Source organism: Streptococcus sp. SO4 (assembly GCF_030440055.1).
Lineage (GTDB): Bacteria > Bacillota > Bacilli > Lactobacillales > Streptococcaceae > Streptococcus > Streptococcus nidrosiense.
This window is the reverse complement of sequence record NZ_JAQFJI010000004.1, coordinates 22,582-38,158: the sequence shown is the minus strand read 5'-3', so window position 1 is coordinate 38,158 and position 15,577 is coordinate 22,582. Positions and strand designations below refer to the sequence as shown.

General features: G+C 39.8%; 14 protein-coding genes. 10 read left to right on the top strand and 4 right to left on the bottom strand.

Translation table 11 applies throughout. From position 1 onward, the window contains the following. Window positions 1–57: 57 nt before the first annotated feature. The 3 genes from PCY08_RS03250 (at window position 58) to PCY08_RS03240 (ending at window position 4,107) form a co-directional block, all read left to right on the top strand. Window positions 58–1,125, top strand: coding sequence for an AbiH family protein (locus PCY08_RS03250; RefSeq protein WP_045763225.1), 1,068 nt, complete (start codon window positions 58–60; stop codon window positions 1,123–1,125). Then, window positions 1,122–2,333 (top strand): restriction endonuclease subunit S, encoded by a 1,212-nt coding sequence (locus tag PCY08_RS03245; RefSeq protein WP_075230467.1) that lies wholly within the window; start codon window positions 1,122–1,124, stop codon window positions 2,331–2,333. The genes PCY08_RS03250 and PCY08_RS03245 overlap by 4 nt, the downstream gene beginning before the upstream one ends. Window positions 2,334–2,505: 172 nt before the next feature. Continuing rightward, window positions 2,506–4,107 (top strand): type I restriction-modification system subunit M, encoded by a 1,602-nt coding sequence (locus PCY08_RS03240; RefSeq protein WP_045763226.1) that lies wholly within the window; start codon window positions 2,506–2,508, stop codon window positions 4,105–4,107. A gap of 347 nt (window positions 4,108–4,454) precedes the next feature. Here PCY08_RS03240 and PCY08_RS03235 read toward each other — a convergent pair whose 3' ends face one another. Genes PCY08_RS03235 through PCY08_RS03220 form a run of 4 tightly spaced genes read right to left on the bottom strand, consistent with a single transcriptional unit; the run spans window position 4,455 to window position 7,416 of the window. Continuing rightward, window positions 4,455–5,321 carry a cysteine ABC transporter substrate-binding protein gene (locus PCY08_RS03235; protein WP_045763227.1) on the bottom strand — a complete coding sequence of 289 codons (867 nt, stop codon included), beginning with the start codon at window positions 5,319–5,321 and terminating at the stop codon, window positions 4,455–4,457. A gap of 18 nt (window positions 5,322–5,339) precedes the next feature. Continuing rightward, the gene (locus PCY08_RS03230) at window positions 5,340–6,098 is read right to left on the bottom strand and encodes an amino acid ABC transporter ATP-binding protein (RefSeq protein ID WP_045763228.1); all 759 of its coding nucleotides are present in this window, start codon (window positions 6,096–6,098) and stop codon (window positions 5,340–5,342) included. After that, complete coding sequence (locus PCY08_RS03225) at window positions 6,099–6,776, bottom strand: amino acid ABC transporter permease (RefSeq protein ID WP_045763229.1); 678 nt, start codon at window positions 6,774–6,776, stop codon at window positions 6,099–6,101. After that, window positions 6,736–7,416: an amino acid ABC transporter permease gene (locus PCY08_RS03220; protein WP_301559408.1), complete on the bottom strand. Its 681-nt coding sequence runs from the start codon at window positions 7,414–7,416 to the stop codon at window positions 6,736–6,738. Before PCY08_RS03220 ends, PCY08_RS03225 begins: the two co-directional genes overlap by 41 nt. Before the next feature lie 205 nt (window positions 7,417–7,621). Between PCY08_RS03220 and PCY08_RS03215 the strand changes: the two genes are divergently transcribed. The 7 genes from PCY08_RS03215 (at window position 7,622) to PCY08_RS03185 (ending at window position 15,522) form a co-directional block, all read left to right on the top strand. After that, window positions 7,622–8,017: a CopY/TcrY family copper transport repressor gene (locus tag PCY08_RS03215; protein WP_301559407.1), complete on the top strand. Its 396-nt coding sequence runs from the start codon at window positions 7,622–7,624 to the stop codon at window positions 8,015–8,017. A 10-nt stretch (window positions 8,018–8,027) separates the two neighbouring features. After that, on the top strand, window positions 8,028–8,399 hold the full coding sequence (locus PCY08_RS03210) for a cupredoxin domain-containing protein (protein WP_000933319.1): 372 nt from the start codon (window positions 8,028–8,030) through the stop codon (window positions 8,397–8,399). A gap of 9 nt (window positions 8,400–8,408) precedes the next feature. Then, window positions 8,409–10,631 (top strand): heavy metal translocating P-type ATPase, encoded by a 2,223-nt coding sequence (locus PCY08_RS03205; RefSeq protein ID WP_301559406.1) that lies wholly within the window; start codon window positions 8,409–8,411, stop codon window positions 10,629–10,631. A gap of 323 nt (window positions 10,632–10,954) precedes the next feature. Further along, on the top strand, window positions 10,955–12,730 hold the full coding sequence (spxB, locus tag PCY08_RS03200) for a pyruvate oxidase (RefSeq protein ID WP_045763232.1): 1,776 nt from the start codon (window positions 10,955–10,957) through the stop codon (window positions 12,728–12,730). 109 nt (window positions 12,731–12,839) lie between these two features. After that, window positions 12,840–13,187 carry a VOC family protein gene (locus tag PCY08_RS03195; RefSeq protein WP_045763233.1) on the top strand — a complete coding sequence of 116 codons (348 nt, stop codon included), beginning with the start codon at window positions 12,840–12,842 and terminating at the stop codon, window positions 13,185–13,187. A 151-nt stretch (window positions 13,188–13,338) separates the two neighbouring features. After that, the gene (locus tag PCY08_RS03190; protein ID WP_301559405.1) at window positions 13,339–13,917 is read left to right on the top strand and encodes a DUF3592 domain-containing protein; all 579 of its coding nucleotides are present in this window, start codon (window positions 13,339–13,341) and stop codon (window positions 13,915–13,917) included. 165 nt (window positions 13,918–14,082) lie between these two features. After that, window positions 14,083–15,522, top strand: coding sequence for a 6-phospho-beta-glucosidase (locus PCY08_RS03185; protein ID WP_301559404.1), 1,440 nt, complete (start codon window positions 14,083–14,085; stop codon window positions 15,520–15,522). Window positions 15,523–15,577 lie beyond the last annotated feature (55 nt).

The following is a 15,577-nucleotide window of genomic DNA, read 5'->3' as shown; positions in this document are numbered from 1 at the left end:
AAAATAAAATCTAAAGTGTAGAAATACGAAAGTTGAGTAATAGAAAGGGGGGATATAGTGGAAAAATTATTTATTATTGGAAATGGTTTTGATATAGCACATGATTTAAAGACGAATTATCTATATTTCAAGAAGTTCGTTTATCAGCAGGCTTATGGGAAAGATGATTTGTTAGAGTCGTTGCAAACATCAAAGGGAATTTGCGACTTTTTTAGGGAAAAGGATATTGAAATTCAAGAACAACATCGATATGCTAAGGAAGATGGGTTGAGAGACATATATGGATATTCTCTATCCAAAATTAGAAATGGTCAGTTAGATAAACATGAACGGTATCAATTTATTTATCGACACATGATGCAATTAATGGGATTAGAGAATTTTTGGTCTCAGTTTGAGCATGATTTAGGTTGGATAAATGAGGTGAAAATTATACTGTCATCTTGTGGCCTAGAAGATTTAGAAACAGATGCTGAGGAGCTGGCAATGATTCTTGAAAAATTTCTAATAGAAGACATTGAAAACTTATTTCGGGAATGGGTTCAATGTTTTATTCTTGAATGGAATAATATGCCTTCTAATCTAAAAAAACTAAAACGAAAGAAATCTGTTGAACACAATAAAAATGCCTACTTTTTAACTTTTAATTATAGTATGTTGTTAGAGGATTTCTACGGTATAAATTCTGAACAAATATGTCATATACATGGAAGCATTTTTGAAAATAAGCTAATATTTGGACATAATCGTGAAATCGATTCTTATGATGAATCTATACAAAATGATCCAACTGCGGTACGTGACTTTCTTTATAATTTAGTTGATTTGACTAGAAAGCCTGTCCATCAGCAACTTAGAAAACATGAATACTTTTTCAAAAGTTTAAGTTCTATTAAAGAAATCTACTTCATTGGTTTTGGTATTCGGGATGAGAATGGAGTGGATGCTCCGTACTTTAAAGAAATCTTTAAACAAGCACCGGATGTGAGTATTTATATAGACCAGTTTGATAAGGAGAATGAATATACTATTAAGAAAATACTTAAGGCATGGGGTGCTCATAAAGCTTATCAATTGCAATTTATAGATACAAATAAAGATGAAATAGTTGGAGGAGATATATGACAAAGAAACCAAGTTATCGCTTTGCGGGTTATACTGAACCTTGGGAAGAGAAGAAGTTGGGTGAGTATGCAAAATATAGAAGGGGTTCTTTTCCGCAACCTTACGGGAAAAAAGAATGGTATGGAGGAGAAGATTCTATGCCATTTGTACAAGTTATTGATGTTACGGATAATCTTACTTTGGTTAATGATACAAAGCAAAAAATTAGTAAGCAAGCTCAACCAAAGAGTGTTTTAGCCCCAAAAGGAACTGTGATTGTAACATTACAGGGGAGTATAGGACGAGTTGCAATTACACATTATGATACTTATGTAGACCGTACTTTATTAATTTTTGAGAGTTATAATTTTCCTACGCATGTAGGTTTTTGGGCATATACCATTCAAAATAAATTTGAGATTGAAAGAAAAAAAGCTCCGGGTGGAACTATAAAAACCATCACAAAAGAAGCATTATCTAGCTTTGAGATTTCCCTCCCCTCCCTCCCCGAACAAACCACCATCGGTTCTTTCTTCCAAGATATTGACCAGCTCATTAGCCTTCAACAGCGTAAGTTAGAGGTGCTCAAAGAGCAGAAGAAAACCTACCTCAAACTCCTCTTCCCAGCCAAAGGACAAAAGAAGCCAGCCCTTCGCTTTGCAGGATTTGAAGATGAGTGGAAAGAAGTGAAGTTGGGGGAAATTGGTGAAATTCAAACGGGTAATACTCCGCCTACTAATGAAGAAGATAATTACGAAAAGAATGGATTTCCATGGGTCACACCTACTGATATTAATTCATTGGTGCTTCATACGACCTCAAAACAATTATCAGAAGTAGGTAAATCCAAAGCTAGAATTGCTAAGTCTGGTTCAATATTGGTAACATGTATTGCGAGTATTGGGAAAAATACATTAGTTAGAACTGATTCGGCTTTTAATCAACAAATTAATTCATTGACGCCTAGTGAAAAATATTCATCGTATTTTTTATTAACACAGTCTGAAATTTGGTCAAGATACATGCTCAGTGTAGCAGGTGCAGGAACAATGCAAATTATTAATAAAAGTGACTTTTCAAATATTAAGACTATGGTACCTTCTCTCCCTGAACAAGAAGCCATCGGCTCTTTCTTCCAAGACCTAGACAAGGCTATTGCCAAGCAAGAGGAAAAAGTCAACCAGCTCAAAGAAAGCAAACAAACCCTACTCAGAAAAATGTTTATCTAAGATACAAAGACCGCAAAAAGCCCAGTAAAAATAGGAAACTGGCACAGTCTTCGATGAAGACCAGACAGTTTATCTTTTTTACCCAGCTTTTAGGTCGTGTTCAATTCATAAGATACCAAGACCATAAAAAGCTACACTAAACGAATGAAAGTTGAAATTGATAGGAGACCCTATGTCACAAACAGATTTATCAAGAGAACTCTACCAATCCCTCTGGAATGCGGCAGATATCCTGCGTGGCCAGATGGAAGCCAATGAATACAAGTCCTACCTCTTGGGCTTGATTTTCTACAAGTACCTATCCGACAACATCCTCCAAGCCGTCTGTGATAACTTGGACGAGACTTTTGAGTCCTTACAGCAAGCGCAGCTTCTCTATGAGGAAAACTTTGCGGATGCAGATGTCCGTGAAGACCTCATTGAGGTCTTAAATGACGAGCTGGGCTATGTGATTGAGCCTTCTCTAACCTTTACCAAGCTGGTTCAGTCTATCCATGAAGGAACCTTCCAGCTAGAATCCCTAGCCCAAAGTTTCCGTGATATCGAGCAGGCCAATGAAAAATTTGAAAATCTTTTCGAAGATATCGACCTCTATGCTAAAAAGCTAGGCAACACCCCACAAAAGCAAAACAAGACCATCTCTGAGGTTATGAAGCAACTCAACGACCTCAATGTGTCTGGTCATGCTGGTGATATCTTGGGTGATGCTTATGAGTACTTGATTGGCCAGTTTGCCAGTGATTCTGGGAAAAAGGCTGGGGAGTTTTATACACCTCAAGCAGTCTCTCACCTCATGACTCAGATTGTCTTTGCAGGGCGCGAGCATCAAAAGGGGATGTCGGTTTACGACCCGACCATGGGTTCTGGTTCTCTCTTGCTCAATGCCAAGCGCTACAGTAAGCAAGCTTCGACAATTTCTTACTACGGTCAAGAATTGATTACTTCGACCTTTAACCTTGCTCGTATGAATATGATGCTTCATGGGGTTGCGATTGAGAACTATCACCTCAGCAATCACGATACCCTAGACGAAGATTGGCCGACTACGGAGCCGACAGACTTTGATGGGGTTTTGATGAACCCACCCTATTCATTGAAGTGGTCAGCAGATAGTGGATTCTTGCAAGATCCTCGCTTTTCAAGTTATGGAGTTCTGGCACCTAAGTCCAAAGCAGATTTTGCCTTCCTCCTTCACGGTTTTTACCACCTCAAGCATAATGGTGTCATGGCCATCGTCCTTCCTCACGGAGTTCTTTTCCGAGGAGCAGCCGAGCAAAAGATTCGTCAGCATCTGCTAGAAGAAGGCGCTATTGATACAGTTATTGGCTTGCCAGCAAATATCTTCTACAACACCTCTATTCCGACAACCATTATTATCCTTAAAAAGAATCGCACCAATAAGGACGTCTTCTTTATCGATGCCTCAAAAGAGTTTGAAAAAGGGAAAAATCAAAACAATATGACCGAAGACCATATTGCCAAGATTTTGGAGACCTATCAAAAACGCGAGAATGTCGAGAAGTTTGCCCATTTAGCCAGCTTTGAAGAGATTGTAGAAAATGACTACAATCTCAACATTCCACGCTATGTCGATACCTTTGAGGAAGAACCAGTTGTTCCCCTCGCTGACCTCGCCGACCAGCTCGCAGAGATTGATAAAGAGATTGGACAAGTAGAAGCCAGACTCGCACAAATGCGCAGCCAACTAGTAGGCACAACACCAGAAGCCCAAGCAGAATTAACCGCCTATCTCGAAAAATTGAATGAGATTTAGGGAGTAGGGGAAGAATGAAAACATCTCGTATAGATTGTACGAGGTGTTTTTGCATTTTGATGATAAAAAGATTGTAGGACAAGCAGAGTTTGAATAAAATCTACTGCAATAAAAAGTATTTAACAAAAATGAACTGCTCTCTGGTAAGAGGGCAATGAACAAATAACAGATTGAGTAGTGATTTTCCGTTATTTTCGTGATGTGTACTGTAATCGACTGATTTCGGACTTCATTTTGACATATGAAAACTCCCCTATAGTTTCTAGTGAATTTATGTTTTTTCACTGTCCACTATAAGGGGAGTATATTACATTAATTACCTGATTTCTTTTTATTCTCGGAAAGTATTAGTCCACTTTTCCACCTTCAAAAACAAGGTCATCTGCTTTAGCAGCGTCACCGTAAGTTGGGTGAAGTGTTTTTTCATAAGCTTTGTGGAAGAAGTTTTCTTTACCTAATTTTTCGATTTCTTGGTTGATGTAGTCAAGTAGTTCTTGGTTACCTTTTTGAACTGCTGGTGCAATAGTATCTGGATCACCTAGAGAAGAAATTCCTACCTCATATCCTTTATTTTCAAGCGCCCAAGCTAGAACTTCAGTATTGTCAGTAGAGAAGGCATCTCCACGTCCGTCAAGAAGGGCTTGGTAGGCATCGCTATATTGATCGTATTTTTGAAGTTTTACTTCTGGGTGATTTTTCTCAAAGTAAGTTTCAGCAGTCGTTCCTTTTGTAACGATTAAGGTTTTGCCTTCAAGTTCTTTAACGTCTTTGATAACTTTATCTTTTGGTGACACAACACCGAGAGAAACTTTCATGTAAGGAAGGGCAAAGTCAACTTGTTTTTTACGTTCGTCAGTAACTGTGAAGTTGGCAAGTGTGATATCAACCTTGTTTGAAATCAAGTATTCAGCACGGTTAGCTGCATCCACTGATACATATTTCGGTTTGACACCAAGGTCTTGTGCTAATTGGTTACCAAGTTCGATATCGTAACCTTGGTAAGAACCATCGTTGTCAACATAACCAAACGGTTTTTTATCTCCGAATACCGCGATTCGAAGTTCGCCACTTTTCTTAATTTCATCAATGGTGCGAGCTTTGGCAGTTGCCTTTGTAGATGAAGCATCAGAGCTTCCGCCTGAACTACAAGCTGTGACAAAGATAAGCGCAAATGCTAGAGCAAAAACAGTTAGAATTGGTTTAAGTAGTTTCATAATAATCTCCTTTATTGATTATAGATATGAGCCAAACTGGCTAAAGTCAAAGACGTTTAAAAATTCTTGTGCTCGTTTTGTTTGTGGATTTGTGAAGAATTCTTGAGCAGTTCCTTCTTCAGCAATCTTACCTTGGTCAAGGAAGATGATACGGTCCGCAATGGCTTTGGCAAACTGCATTTCATGGGTTACCAGAATCATGGTACGCCCTTCCTGTGCCAAGTCATTGATCAGTTCCAAAACCTCACGTACCATTTCTGGATCCAGTGAAGCCGTTACCTCGTCAAAAAGAATGATTTCTGGATGCATGAGAAGGGCACGAACGATAGCAACCCGTTGCTTTTGTCCACCAGATAATTGGCGAGCAAAGCTATGTTGTTTATCTAGAAGTCCGACACGTTCTAGTAGTTGCAGAGCTTCTTCGGTAACTTCTTTTTTGTCTCTCCCTTGAGCCTTGATAGGACCTAGGATAAGGTTTTGAAGGACATCCAAGTGAGGAAAGAGTTCATAACTTTGAAAGACCATGCCGATTTTTTGGCGAACCAAGTGAAAATCTTTTTTATTTTCAACGATGGACTGGCCATCCAGCAGGATATCTCCTCCTTGAATACTTTCTAAACCATTGAGGCAACGAAGTAGGGTACTTTTCCCACAACCAGACGGCCCTAGGATGACGACCACTTCCCCCTTTTTAACATCTAGGGAAAGTCCTTGGAGGATAGGATTGTCTCCGAAGGATTTTTTTAGTTCCTTGATTTCTAAAATAGTTTCAGACATTTAGTTCCTCCAATGTTTTTCTAAGTGAGTAGATAGTTTGGAAATAGGGAAGCAAACCGCGAAATACAAGACTAGGATGGTTCCATAAATCCAAAAGGAAGCGGTTGGGATAGTCAAACGATTGCTATCTATAATTTGTTGTCCAACTTTGGTAACTTCAACAACCCCAATCAAAACAACCAAGGAAGTCGTTTTAATCATCCGAGTGACAAGGTTGATGGCTTGTGGGAGCAATCTTCTTAAGACCTGAGGGATGATGATGTAGTAGTAGAGTTGAAATTTAGTTAAGCCAAGTGCTTGTCCACTCTCAAATTGATGTTTAGGCAGGGAAGTGATAGCTCCACGAACTAAGTCACCCATCTCAGCTGTTCCCCAGAGGGTGAAAACGATAATAGCAGAAGTCTCACCAGAAATATTGATATTAAAGTTTCGAGCTAAACCAAAGTAAACGATGAAAAGGAGCACCAGCTGGGGCATGATCCGGATAAATTCTAGATAAAAACGAGTCAAGAAACGAATCACTCTAGAATGAGAAGTCATGATAATTCCCATCACCGTTCCGAAAATCATGGATAAGAGGACAGACAGGATAGAAATCCCAATTGTGACTCCCAATCCCTGTAAAATTCTCAGGAGATTATTTCCCTGAAAGAGTACTTGCATTCCCGAATCCTGCATGACGGAGTCTCCTTTCTATCCAGCTAAAGACTAGTGAAATTGGTAGAAGCATGATGAGGTAAGCAACCACCAACATAGCCAGCGCAATATCTGTCTCATAATAGAGTCCAATCAAATCCTTAGCAACGTACATAAGGTCAGCAAGGGCAACTGCTGAGAAGACAGAAGTTTCCTTGATGAGGAAAATAACATTGGCACTAAAGGATGGTAGAGCAACCGCTGTCGCTTGTGGCAGAACCACGTAGCGAAAAACCTGAAATGGAGTAAGCCCAATGGCTAAACCAATTTCATGCTGGGTTTGACTGACTGCTTCAAGCCCGCTTCGGAAGGATTCTGCCATGTAGGAACCACCTAAAAAGATGAGCCCGACTGTTGCACAGACTTCTGAAGAAAGAACAATCCCTATTCGAGGTAGACCGAAGTAGAGAAAGAAAAGTTGTATCAAAAGGGGTGTATTTCGTGAAAGTTCGATATAGGCTGTTGCCAACTGGGAGAAAACAGGAAGGCGGTGATGCCGGATGACGCTGACGATGAGCCCCAGCAAAAAAGAACCTAGAATTCCCCAAACTGCAATATGCAAGGTCAGAAAGAATGCCTTTTGATAGAGTGGTAGATATTGTTCAACAATGGACCAATCCAAAAGTAGAACCTCCCATCTAGGAAAATGATACAGTTATTGTAGCATTAAAAGAAAGCTTTGGATAATATGTATTTTTTATTGTGGTGATAAAAAATATTTATAACGGCGATAAATTTTAAAAATGTGATTTTTAGTTGACAAATGTAGATTTTTGAAGTATACTAATAACTGTAATCGACAAATGTAGATTTAGGAGGAGATAACCATGCAGATTTCGGATGCAGAATGGCAGGTCATGAAGATTATCTGGATGCAGGGAGAACAGACTAGTACTGATCTCATAAAAGTATTAGAGAAAAGGTTCAGTTGGTCCAAATCCACGATCCAGACACTCTTGGCTCGTTTGGTGGAGAAAGAATGTTTGACTCGGGAAAAACAGGGCAAGTTCTTTATCTATTCAGCTCTGTTGACACAGGAAGATAGCAAGAAGTTACTTGTCCAGGATATCAAAGACAAGCTTTGTTCCCGCAGGATGAAGCAGTTACTTGCTGATTTGATTGAAGAATGTGACTTTACCCTAGCCGACTTAGAAGGTTTGGAAGAAGTCATTTCTAAGAAAAAAGCGAGTGCTGTAACAGAAGTAAGATGTAATTGTATGTAAAGGAGACGCTATGTTAAATCTATTTGTATCTATTGTTGTTTTAGGAATGATTGCTTTTATCATCTTTTGGTTTTTCAAAAAACCGCAAGAAGATGCTAAGAGAGCCCAGCAAAAAAATGGCTATCAAGAAATTCGAGTGGAAGTCATGGGGGGATACACTCCAGGAACTATTATCCTCAAAAAATCGCAACCAGCTCGTATTATTTTTGATCGAAAAGATCCTTCACCTTGCTTGGACCAAATCGTTTTTCCAGACTTTGGAGTGCATGCAAATCTGCCTATGGGAGACCAATATGTGGTTGAAATCACTCCTGAAGAAGCAGGTGAGTATGGTTTCTCTTGTGGCATGAATATGATGCACGGTAAGATGATTGTAGAATAGGAGAATGATATGACTGAAATTGTAAAAGCAAGCCTTGAAAATGGCGTTCAAAAAATCCGTATCACGGCAGACAAAGGCTACCATCCAGCCCACATTCAACTGCAAAAAGGGATTCCTGCTGAGATTACCTTTCATCGTGTGACACCTTCAAACTGTTATAAAGAGATTCTCTTCGAAGAAGAAGGGATCCTAGAACCAATCGCTCAAGATGAGGAAAAAGTCATTCGTTTTACTCCTCAAGATCTGGGTGAGCATGAATTTTCATGCGGCATGAAGATGCAAAAGGGGACCTACACCGTTGTTGAAAAAACTAAAAAGTCTCTCAGTCTTTTACAGCGTTTTTGGATTACTAGTATTTTTACTGTGCCTCTTGTGATTCTCATGATTGGGATGTCTACAGGAGGAATTAGTCACCAAGTCATGCGTTGGGGCACCTTTTTAGCCACAACACCCATTATGCTGGTAGCTGGAGTTCCATATATCAGAAGCGCCTGGGCTAGTTTTAAAAAGCACAATTCCAACATGGATACCCTGGTTGCTCTGGGAACCATAGTGGCCTATTTCTATAGCTTAGTTGCCCTCTTCACTGGTCTGCCCGTTTACTTTGAAAGTGCTGCATTTATCCTCTTCTTCATTCTTTTGGGAGCAGTTTTTGAGGAAAAAATGCGAAAAAATACTTCGCAGGCAGTCGAAAAATTATTAGACCTACAAGCAAAAACAGCAGAGGTTTTGCGTGATGATGTTTATGTTCAAATACCTCTAGAACAAGTCAAAGTTGGGGATCTCATTCGCGTTCGACCAGGTGAAAAAATTGCCGTTGATGGTATTGTCTTAGAAGGTGAAACGAGTATTGATGAATCAATGGTGACTGGGGAAAGTATTCCAGTCGATAAATCAGTTGGAGATGCTGTCATTGGTTCAACCATCAATAATAGTGGTACGATCATTTTTAGAGCCGAAAAAGTGGGCTCTGAGACTATGTTGGCTCAGATTGTGGACTTTGTGAAAAAAGCGCAAACGAGTCGTGCTCCTATTCAAGATTTGACAGACAAGATTTCTGGGATTTTTGTACCAGCAGTTGTCATTTTAGGCCTTCTTACTTTTTGGATCTGGTTTGTTTTCCTAGGTGAAAGTTTTGTGACTTCACTTCTCTACGGAGTTGCTGTTTTGATAATTGCCTGTCCTTGTGCACTAGGACTCGCGACACCGACAGCACTCATGGTTGGAACAGGACGAAGTGCCAAGATGGGGATTCTTCTCAAAAATGGTACAGTTTTACAGGAAATCCAAAAAGTCCAAACGGTTGTTTTTGACAAGACAGGAACCTTGACCGAAGGGAAGCCAGTAGTGACAGATGTTATCGGAGATGAAAGAGAAGTGCTAAGTTTGGCTGCTTCACTGGAAGATGTATCTCAACACCCGCTAGCTCAAGCTATTGTTAATCGTGCATCTGAACTAGGAATTAGCCTTTACCCAGTGGAAAACTTCCAAGCCTTGCATGGAAAAGGTGTGACTGGGATTATTAATAGTAAACAAGTCTTGCTTGGGAATGCCAAACTCTTAGATGATCTTGCTATTCCACATGATTATCAAGAACGATTTGATTTACTTGAAAAAGAAGCAAAAACAGTTGTCTTCCTATCCGTGGATGGTGAGTTAAAAGGCTTAATTGCCTTGCAGGATGTCCCTAAGGAAAATGCCAAAGAAGCTATTGCCAAATTGAAAAAACGTGGCCTTAGAACGGTCATGCTTACTGGAGATAATGCTGGAGTAGCCCATGCGATTGCAGAGCAAATTGGAATCGAAGAAGTGATCGCAAATGTATTGCCAGAGGAAAAGGCGCATGAGATTCACAAGCTTCAAAAGAATGGTAAACTTGCCTTTGTTGGAGACGGCATCAATGATGCGCCGGCCCTCAGTGTAGCAGATGTCGGAATTGCTATGGGGTCTGGAACAGATATTGCTATCGAATCAGCAGACCTTGTCCTTACAACCAACAATTTACTAGGATTGGCGCGTGCTTTTGATATGAGTAAGAAGACCTTTAATCGTATTCTACTCAATCTTTTCTGGGCTTCTATCTATAACCTCATCGGTATTCCAGTTGCAGCAGGAGTCTTTTCAGGGTTTGGTTTGGTGCTCAATCCAGAACTTGCAGGATTAGCCATGGCCTTTAGTTCAGTCTCAGTTTTAATCAGTTCTCTTATGCTTAATTTTACTAAAGTCGATTAATACTCTTCGAAAATCAAATTCAAACCACGTCAGCTTTACCTTGCCGTACTCAAGTACAGCCTGCGGCTAGCTTCCTAGTTTGCTCTTTGATTTTCATTGAGTATAAAAAGGCGGTCTTAACCGCTTTTTTGCTATTCTAAAACAGATTTTCAAAACGTTTTCAATCTGTACTGTAATAGAGAATGAAGTTTTCTGAGCACATTCTTATGAAACTATAAGTAAATGTGATAAATTAGGAGTGTAAATTTACTGAATCGTTTTCAAAAAACATATAAAAGCGCTTTTATTATTCATCAAATTAACTTTTAAGGAGAGTTATCATTATGACTCAAGGGAAAATTACTGCATCTGCAGCAATGCTTAACGTATTGAAAACATGGGGCGTAGACACTATCTACGGTATCCCATCAGGAACACTTAGCTCACTTATGGACGCTTTGGCTGAAGACAAAGATATCCGTTTCTTGCAAGTTCGCCACGAAGAAACAGGTGCTCTTGCAGCGGTTATGCAGGCTAAATTTGGCGGATCTATTGGTGTTGCAGTTGGTTCAGGTGGTCCAGGTGCGACTCACTTGATCAACGGTGTTTACGATGCAGCTATGGATAACACTCCATTCCTTGCTATCCTTGGATCACGTCCAGTTAACGAATTAAACATGGATGCCTTCCAAGAATTAAACCAAAACCCAATGTACAACGGTATCGCTGTTTACAACAAACGTGTAGCTTACGCAGAGCAATTACCAAAAGTAATCGACGAAGCTTGCCGTGCTGCCGTTTCTAAAAAAGGTCCAGCCGTTGTTGAAATTCCAGTAAACTTTGGTTTCCAAGAAATCGACGAAAACTCATACTACGGTTCAGGTTCATACGAACGTTCATTCATCGCTCCTGCTTTGAACGAAGTTGAAATCGACAAAGCTGTTGAAATCTTGAACAATGCTGAACGTCCAGTTATCTATGCTGGTTACGGTGGTGTTAAATCTGGTGAAGTGATCACTGAATTGTCACGTAAAATTAAAGCACCAATCATCACAACTGGTAAAAACTTTGAAGCTTTCGAATGGAACTATGAAGGTTTGACAGGTTCTGCTTACCGTGTTGGTTGGAAACCAGCTAACGAAGTGGTCTTTGAAGCAGACACAGTTCTTTTCCTTGGTTCAAACTTCCCATTTGCTGAAGTTTACGAAGCCTTCAAGAATACTGAAAAATTCATCCAAGTCGATATCGACCCTTACAAACTTGGTAAACGTCATGCCCTAGACGCTTCCATCCTTGGTGATGCAGGTCAAGCAGCGAAAGCAATCCTTGACAAAGTGAATCCAGTTGAATCTACTCCATGGTGGCGTGCAAACGTTAAGAATAACCAAAACTGGCGTGATTACATGAACAAACTCGAAGGTAAAACTGAAGGTGAATTGCAATTGTATCAAGTTTACAATGCAATCAACAAACATGCTGATCAAGACGCTATCTATTCAATCGACGTAGGTGACACTACTCAAACATCTACTCGTCACCTTCACATGACACCTAAGAACATGTGGCGTACATCTCCACTCTTCGCGACAATGGGTATTGCCCTTCCTGGTGGTATCGCTGCTAAGAAAGACAATCCAGATCGCCAAGTATGGAACATCATGGGTGACGGTGCATTCAACATGTGCTACCCAGACGTGATCACAAACGTTCAATACGACCTTCCAGTTATCAACGTTGTCTTCTCAAATGGTAAATATGCCTTCATCAAGGACAAATACGAAGACACAAACAAACACTTGTTTGGTTGTGACTTCCCTAATGCTGACTATGCGAAAATCGCTGAAGCTCAAGGAGCTATTGGATTTACAGTTGACCGTATCGAAGACATCGACGCAGTCGTTGCTGAAGCTGTTAAATTGAACAAAGAAGGTAAAACTGTTGTTATCGATGCTCACATCACTCCACATCGTCCACTTCCAGTAGAAGTACTTGAATTGGATCCAAAACTTCACTCAGAAGAAGCAATCAAAGCCTTCAAGGAAAAATACGAAGCAGAAGAACTCGTACCATTCCGTCTCTTCTTGGAAGAAGAAGGGTTGCAATCACGCGCAATCAAATAATTTCTCTTGTGGAAAATCAAAAGTAAACATTGTAAATTTTATGCTTTGATTTTCTTAGAGAGAAACTTAAAAGATCGGAGAAATCCGGTCTTTTTATGGAGGATAGTAAATGAATTTAAATCAATTAGATATTATCGTTTCAAATGTTCCCCAGATCTGTTCTGACTTGGAGCGTATCTTGGATAAGAAGGCAGACTATGTTGATGATGGTTTTGCTCAGTTCACGATTGGCAGTCACTGCCTCATGTTATCACAAAATCATTTGATACCTTTGGAAAATTTTCAGTCAGGAATCATTCTACACATTGAAGTTGAAGATTTGGAACAGAATCAAAAGCGTTTGAAAGAATTAGGGATTGAGATTTTACATGGGCCAGTTGTAACTGATTGGGGAACCGAATCCCTGCTAGTAAGTGGCCCTGCAGGTCTAGTGATTGATTTTTATCGTATGAAATAGGACGCTTAGTCATTTGAAGTTAACCATAATGATTCTTAAAAAAGAATGTGCGCTATGAACTATTGAAAGATCGGATTAATCCGGTCTTTTTCTTGTCTTTTCTGTTAAATTTGTTAAAATAGCTTCATAACAATGTTCTAAGGAGAAAAATATGCCAACAACTTTCTTTCTATTAATTGGCTTAATGATGTTAGGCTTTGCTGCCTTCACCTATTTTATGTTTTCCTATTTTATATTTAGTAATTATAGTAATGCCAAGAGATGTACCGAAAGAACGGAAGGAGTTATTATCCGATATTCCTATGCTCTTTATAATGGGATTAGTCTCCCGGTTGTTGAATACACTGTTGACGGGAACCTATACAAGGTCGTAGGGCCTAAATTTCTATCTGCTATTTCAAATACAATCAGTACTCCCTTAGGTTCAATCGTATCTGATGTAAAAACGGATAATTTTGAAAATGGTGAAATTCCACAAGTTTTAAGATACAAAGTTAAGGGGAATAGTTTTTTGTCTTTTACAAAATCTCCTCTTAAGGAACGCTTTCCAATTGGTGGAAAAGTTGCTGTTTATTATGATCCTAAAAAACCAAAACATCCCTATGTAGAAAGACCACTAAGACCTGGGCGATATGCATGGTTGGCAAAATGTTTTATCTATCTCAATGTTTTTATTATGGTTGCTCTAGCTTTCTTTATCATGTTCATTCTTCCAAATCTTATGAAATAAAGCAGTTTTATATACAAACTTCAACTACCCTATTTGGCTTCTATGTACATCGTAGAAGCTTTTTTGTAAAGAAAATGCTTTTCTTAAAACATTTTTTGGGGCTATTTCAGCTTTTTTAAATGTTTGATAGTATAATAGTAGTACTAAATCATGTGAGGTAAAGTGATGACAGAAATACTACAATTTCCAGAGGGTTTCCTCTGGGGTGGTGCTACGGCAGCTAATCAATGTGAGGGTGCCTATAATTTAGACGGTCGTGGGTTGGCCAATGTTGATGTTGTTCCAATCGGTAAGGACCGCGAAGCCATTATCACAGGTCAGAAAAAGATGTTTTCTTTTGAGGAGGGCTATTTTTATCCAGCCAAGCAAGCTATTGATATGTACCATCATTACAAGGAAGATATTGCCCTTTTTGCGGAAATGGGCTTTAAGACCTATCGACTTTCCATTGCTTGGACTCGGATTTTTCCTAAGGGCGACGAAAGCGTGCCAAATGAAGCTGGTCTAGCTTTTTATGAGGATTTGTTTAAGGAATGCCATAAGTATGGAATCCAACCTCTGGTAACCATCACGCATTTTGATTGTCCCATGCACTTAATTACGGAGTATGGTAGTTGGCGCAACCGTCGTATGTTGAACTTTTACGCAAATCTCTGTCGCACCCTTTTTACCCGTTACAAGGGCTTGGTTAAGTACTGGCTAACCTTCAACGAAATCAATATGATTTTGCATGCCCCCTTTTTAGGAGCTGGGATTTGTTTTGAAGAAGGAGAAAATCAAGAACAAATCAAATACCAAGCGGCTCACCATGAGTTGGTAGCCTCAGCTCTTGCGACTAAAATTGCCCACGAAATTGATCCAGAAAACAAGGTGGGATGCATGTTGGCGGCGGGGCAATACTATCCCAATACAGCTCATCCGAGAGACTACTGGGCAGCCATGGAGGAAGACCGTAAGAGTTACTTCTTCATTGATGTCCAAGCGCGTGGGGAATACCCGAATTACGCCAAGAAGCAGTGGGAGCGTGAAGGAATTGAGATTGAAATGACAGCAGAGGATTTGGTCTTGTTGAAGAATCACACTGTTGACTTTGTTTCATTTTCTTACTATGCGAGTCGAGTAGCCTCAGGGGATCCAGAAGTGACGGATCTGACAGCTGGGAATGTCTTTACATCTATCAAGAATCCTTATCTTGAATCCTCAGAATGGGGTTGGCAAATTGATCCATTGGGACTTCGTATTACCCTCAATGCTATCTGGGATCGTTACCAAAAACCAATGTTCATCGTAGAAAATGGGCTTGGCGCTATTGATACACCGGATGAAAATGGCTATGTAGCAGATGACTATAGGATTGCTTATCTAGAGGCCCACATCAAGGCTATGCGAGATGCCATTTACCAAGATGGAGTAGACTTGCTTGGTTATACGACTTGGGGTTGTATCGATCTGGTTTCAGCTGGAACAGGCGAAATGAACAAGCGCTATGGTTTTATCTATGTGGATCGTGATAATGATGGTCATGGAAGCCTAAAACGGAGTAAGAAGAAATCCTTCTACTGGTACAAGGATGTCATTGCTAGCAATGGTGCAAGTATTGAGTAGAGCACATTTGTTCACTATTTTTACAAAATCTTCTCCCTTCTTTATAAAATAGAAA

What these genes read in the sequence shown, in the direction of transcription:
- PCY08_RS03235 (WP_045763227.1), bottom strand. Translation starts at nt 5,321, where the DNA reads ATGAAACTACTTAAACCAATTCTAACTGTTTTTGCTCTAGCATTTGCG.
- PCY08_RS03210 (WP_000933319.1), top strand. Translation starts at nt 8,028, where the DNA reads ATGTTAAATCTATTTGTATCTATTGTTGTTTTAGGAATGATTGCTTTT.
- PCY08_RS03245 (WP_075230467.1), top strand. Translation starts at nt 1,122, where the DNA reads ATGACAAAGAAACCAAGTTATCGCTTTGCGGGTTATACTGAACCTTGG.
- spxB (WP_045763232.1), top strand. Translation starts at nt 10,955, where the DNA reads ATGACTCAAGGGAAAATTACTGCATCTGCAGCAATGCTTAACGTATTG.
- PCY08_RS03190 (WP_301559405.1), top strand. Translation starts at nt 13,339, where the DNA reads ATGCCAACAACTTTCTTTCTATTAATTGGCTTAATGATGTTAGGCTTT.
- PCY08_RS03185 (WP_301559404.1), top strand. Translation starts at nt 14,083, where the DNA reads ATGACAGAAATACTACAATTTCCAGAGGGTTTCCTCTGGGGTGGTGCT.
- PCY08_RS03205 (WP_301559406.1), top strand. Translation starts at nt 8,409, where the DNA reads ATGACTGAAATTGTAAAAGCAAGCCTTGAAAATGGCGTTCAAAAAATC.
- PCY08_RS03215 (WP_301559407.1), top strand. Translation starts at nt 7,622, where the DNA reads ATGCAGATTTCGGATGCAGAATGGCAGGTCATGAAGATTATCTGGATG.
- PCY08_RS03195 (WP_045763233.1), top strand. Translation starts at nt 12,840, where the DNA reads ATGAATTTAAATCAATTAGATATTATCGTTTCAAATGTTCCCCAGATC.
- PCY08_RS03230 (WP_045763228.1), bottom strand. Translation starts at nt 6,098, where the DNA reads ATGTCTGAAACTATTTTAGAAATCAAGGAACTAAAAAAATCCTTCGGA.
- PCY08_RS03240 (WP_045763226.1), top strand. Translation starts at nt 2,506, where the DNA reads ATGTCACAAACAGATTTATCAAGAGAACTCTACCAATCCCTCTGGAAT.
- PCY08_RS03225 (WP_045763229.1), bottom strand. Translation starts at nt 6,776, where the DNA reads ATGCAGGATTCGGGAATGCAAGTACTCTTTCAGGGAAATAATCTCCTG.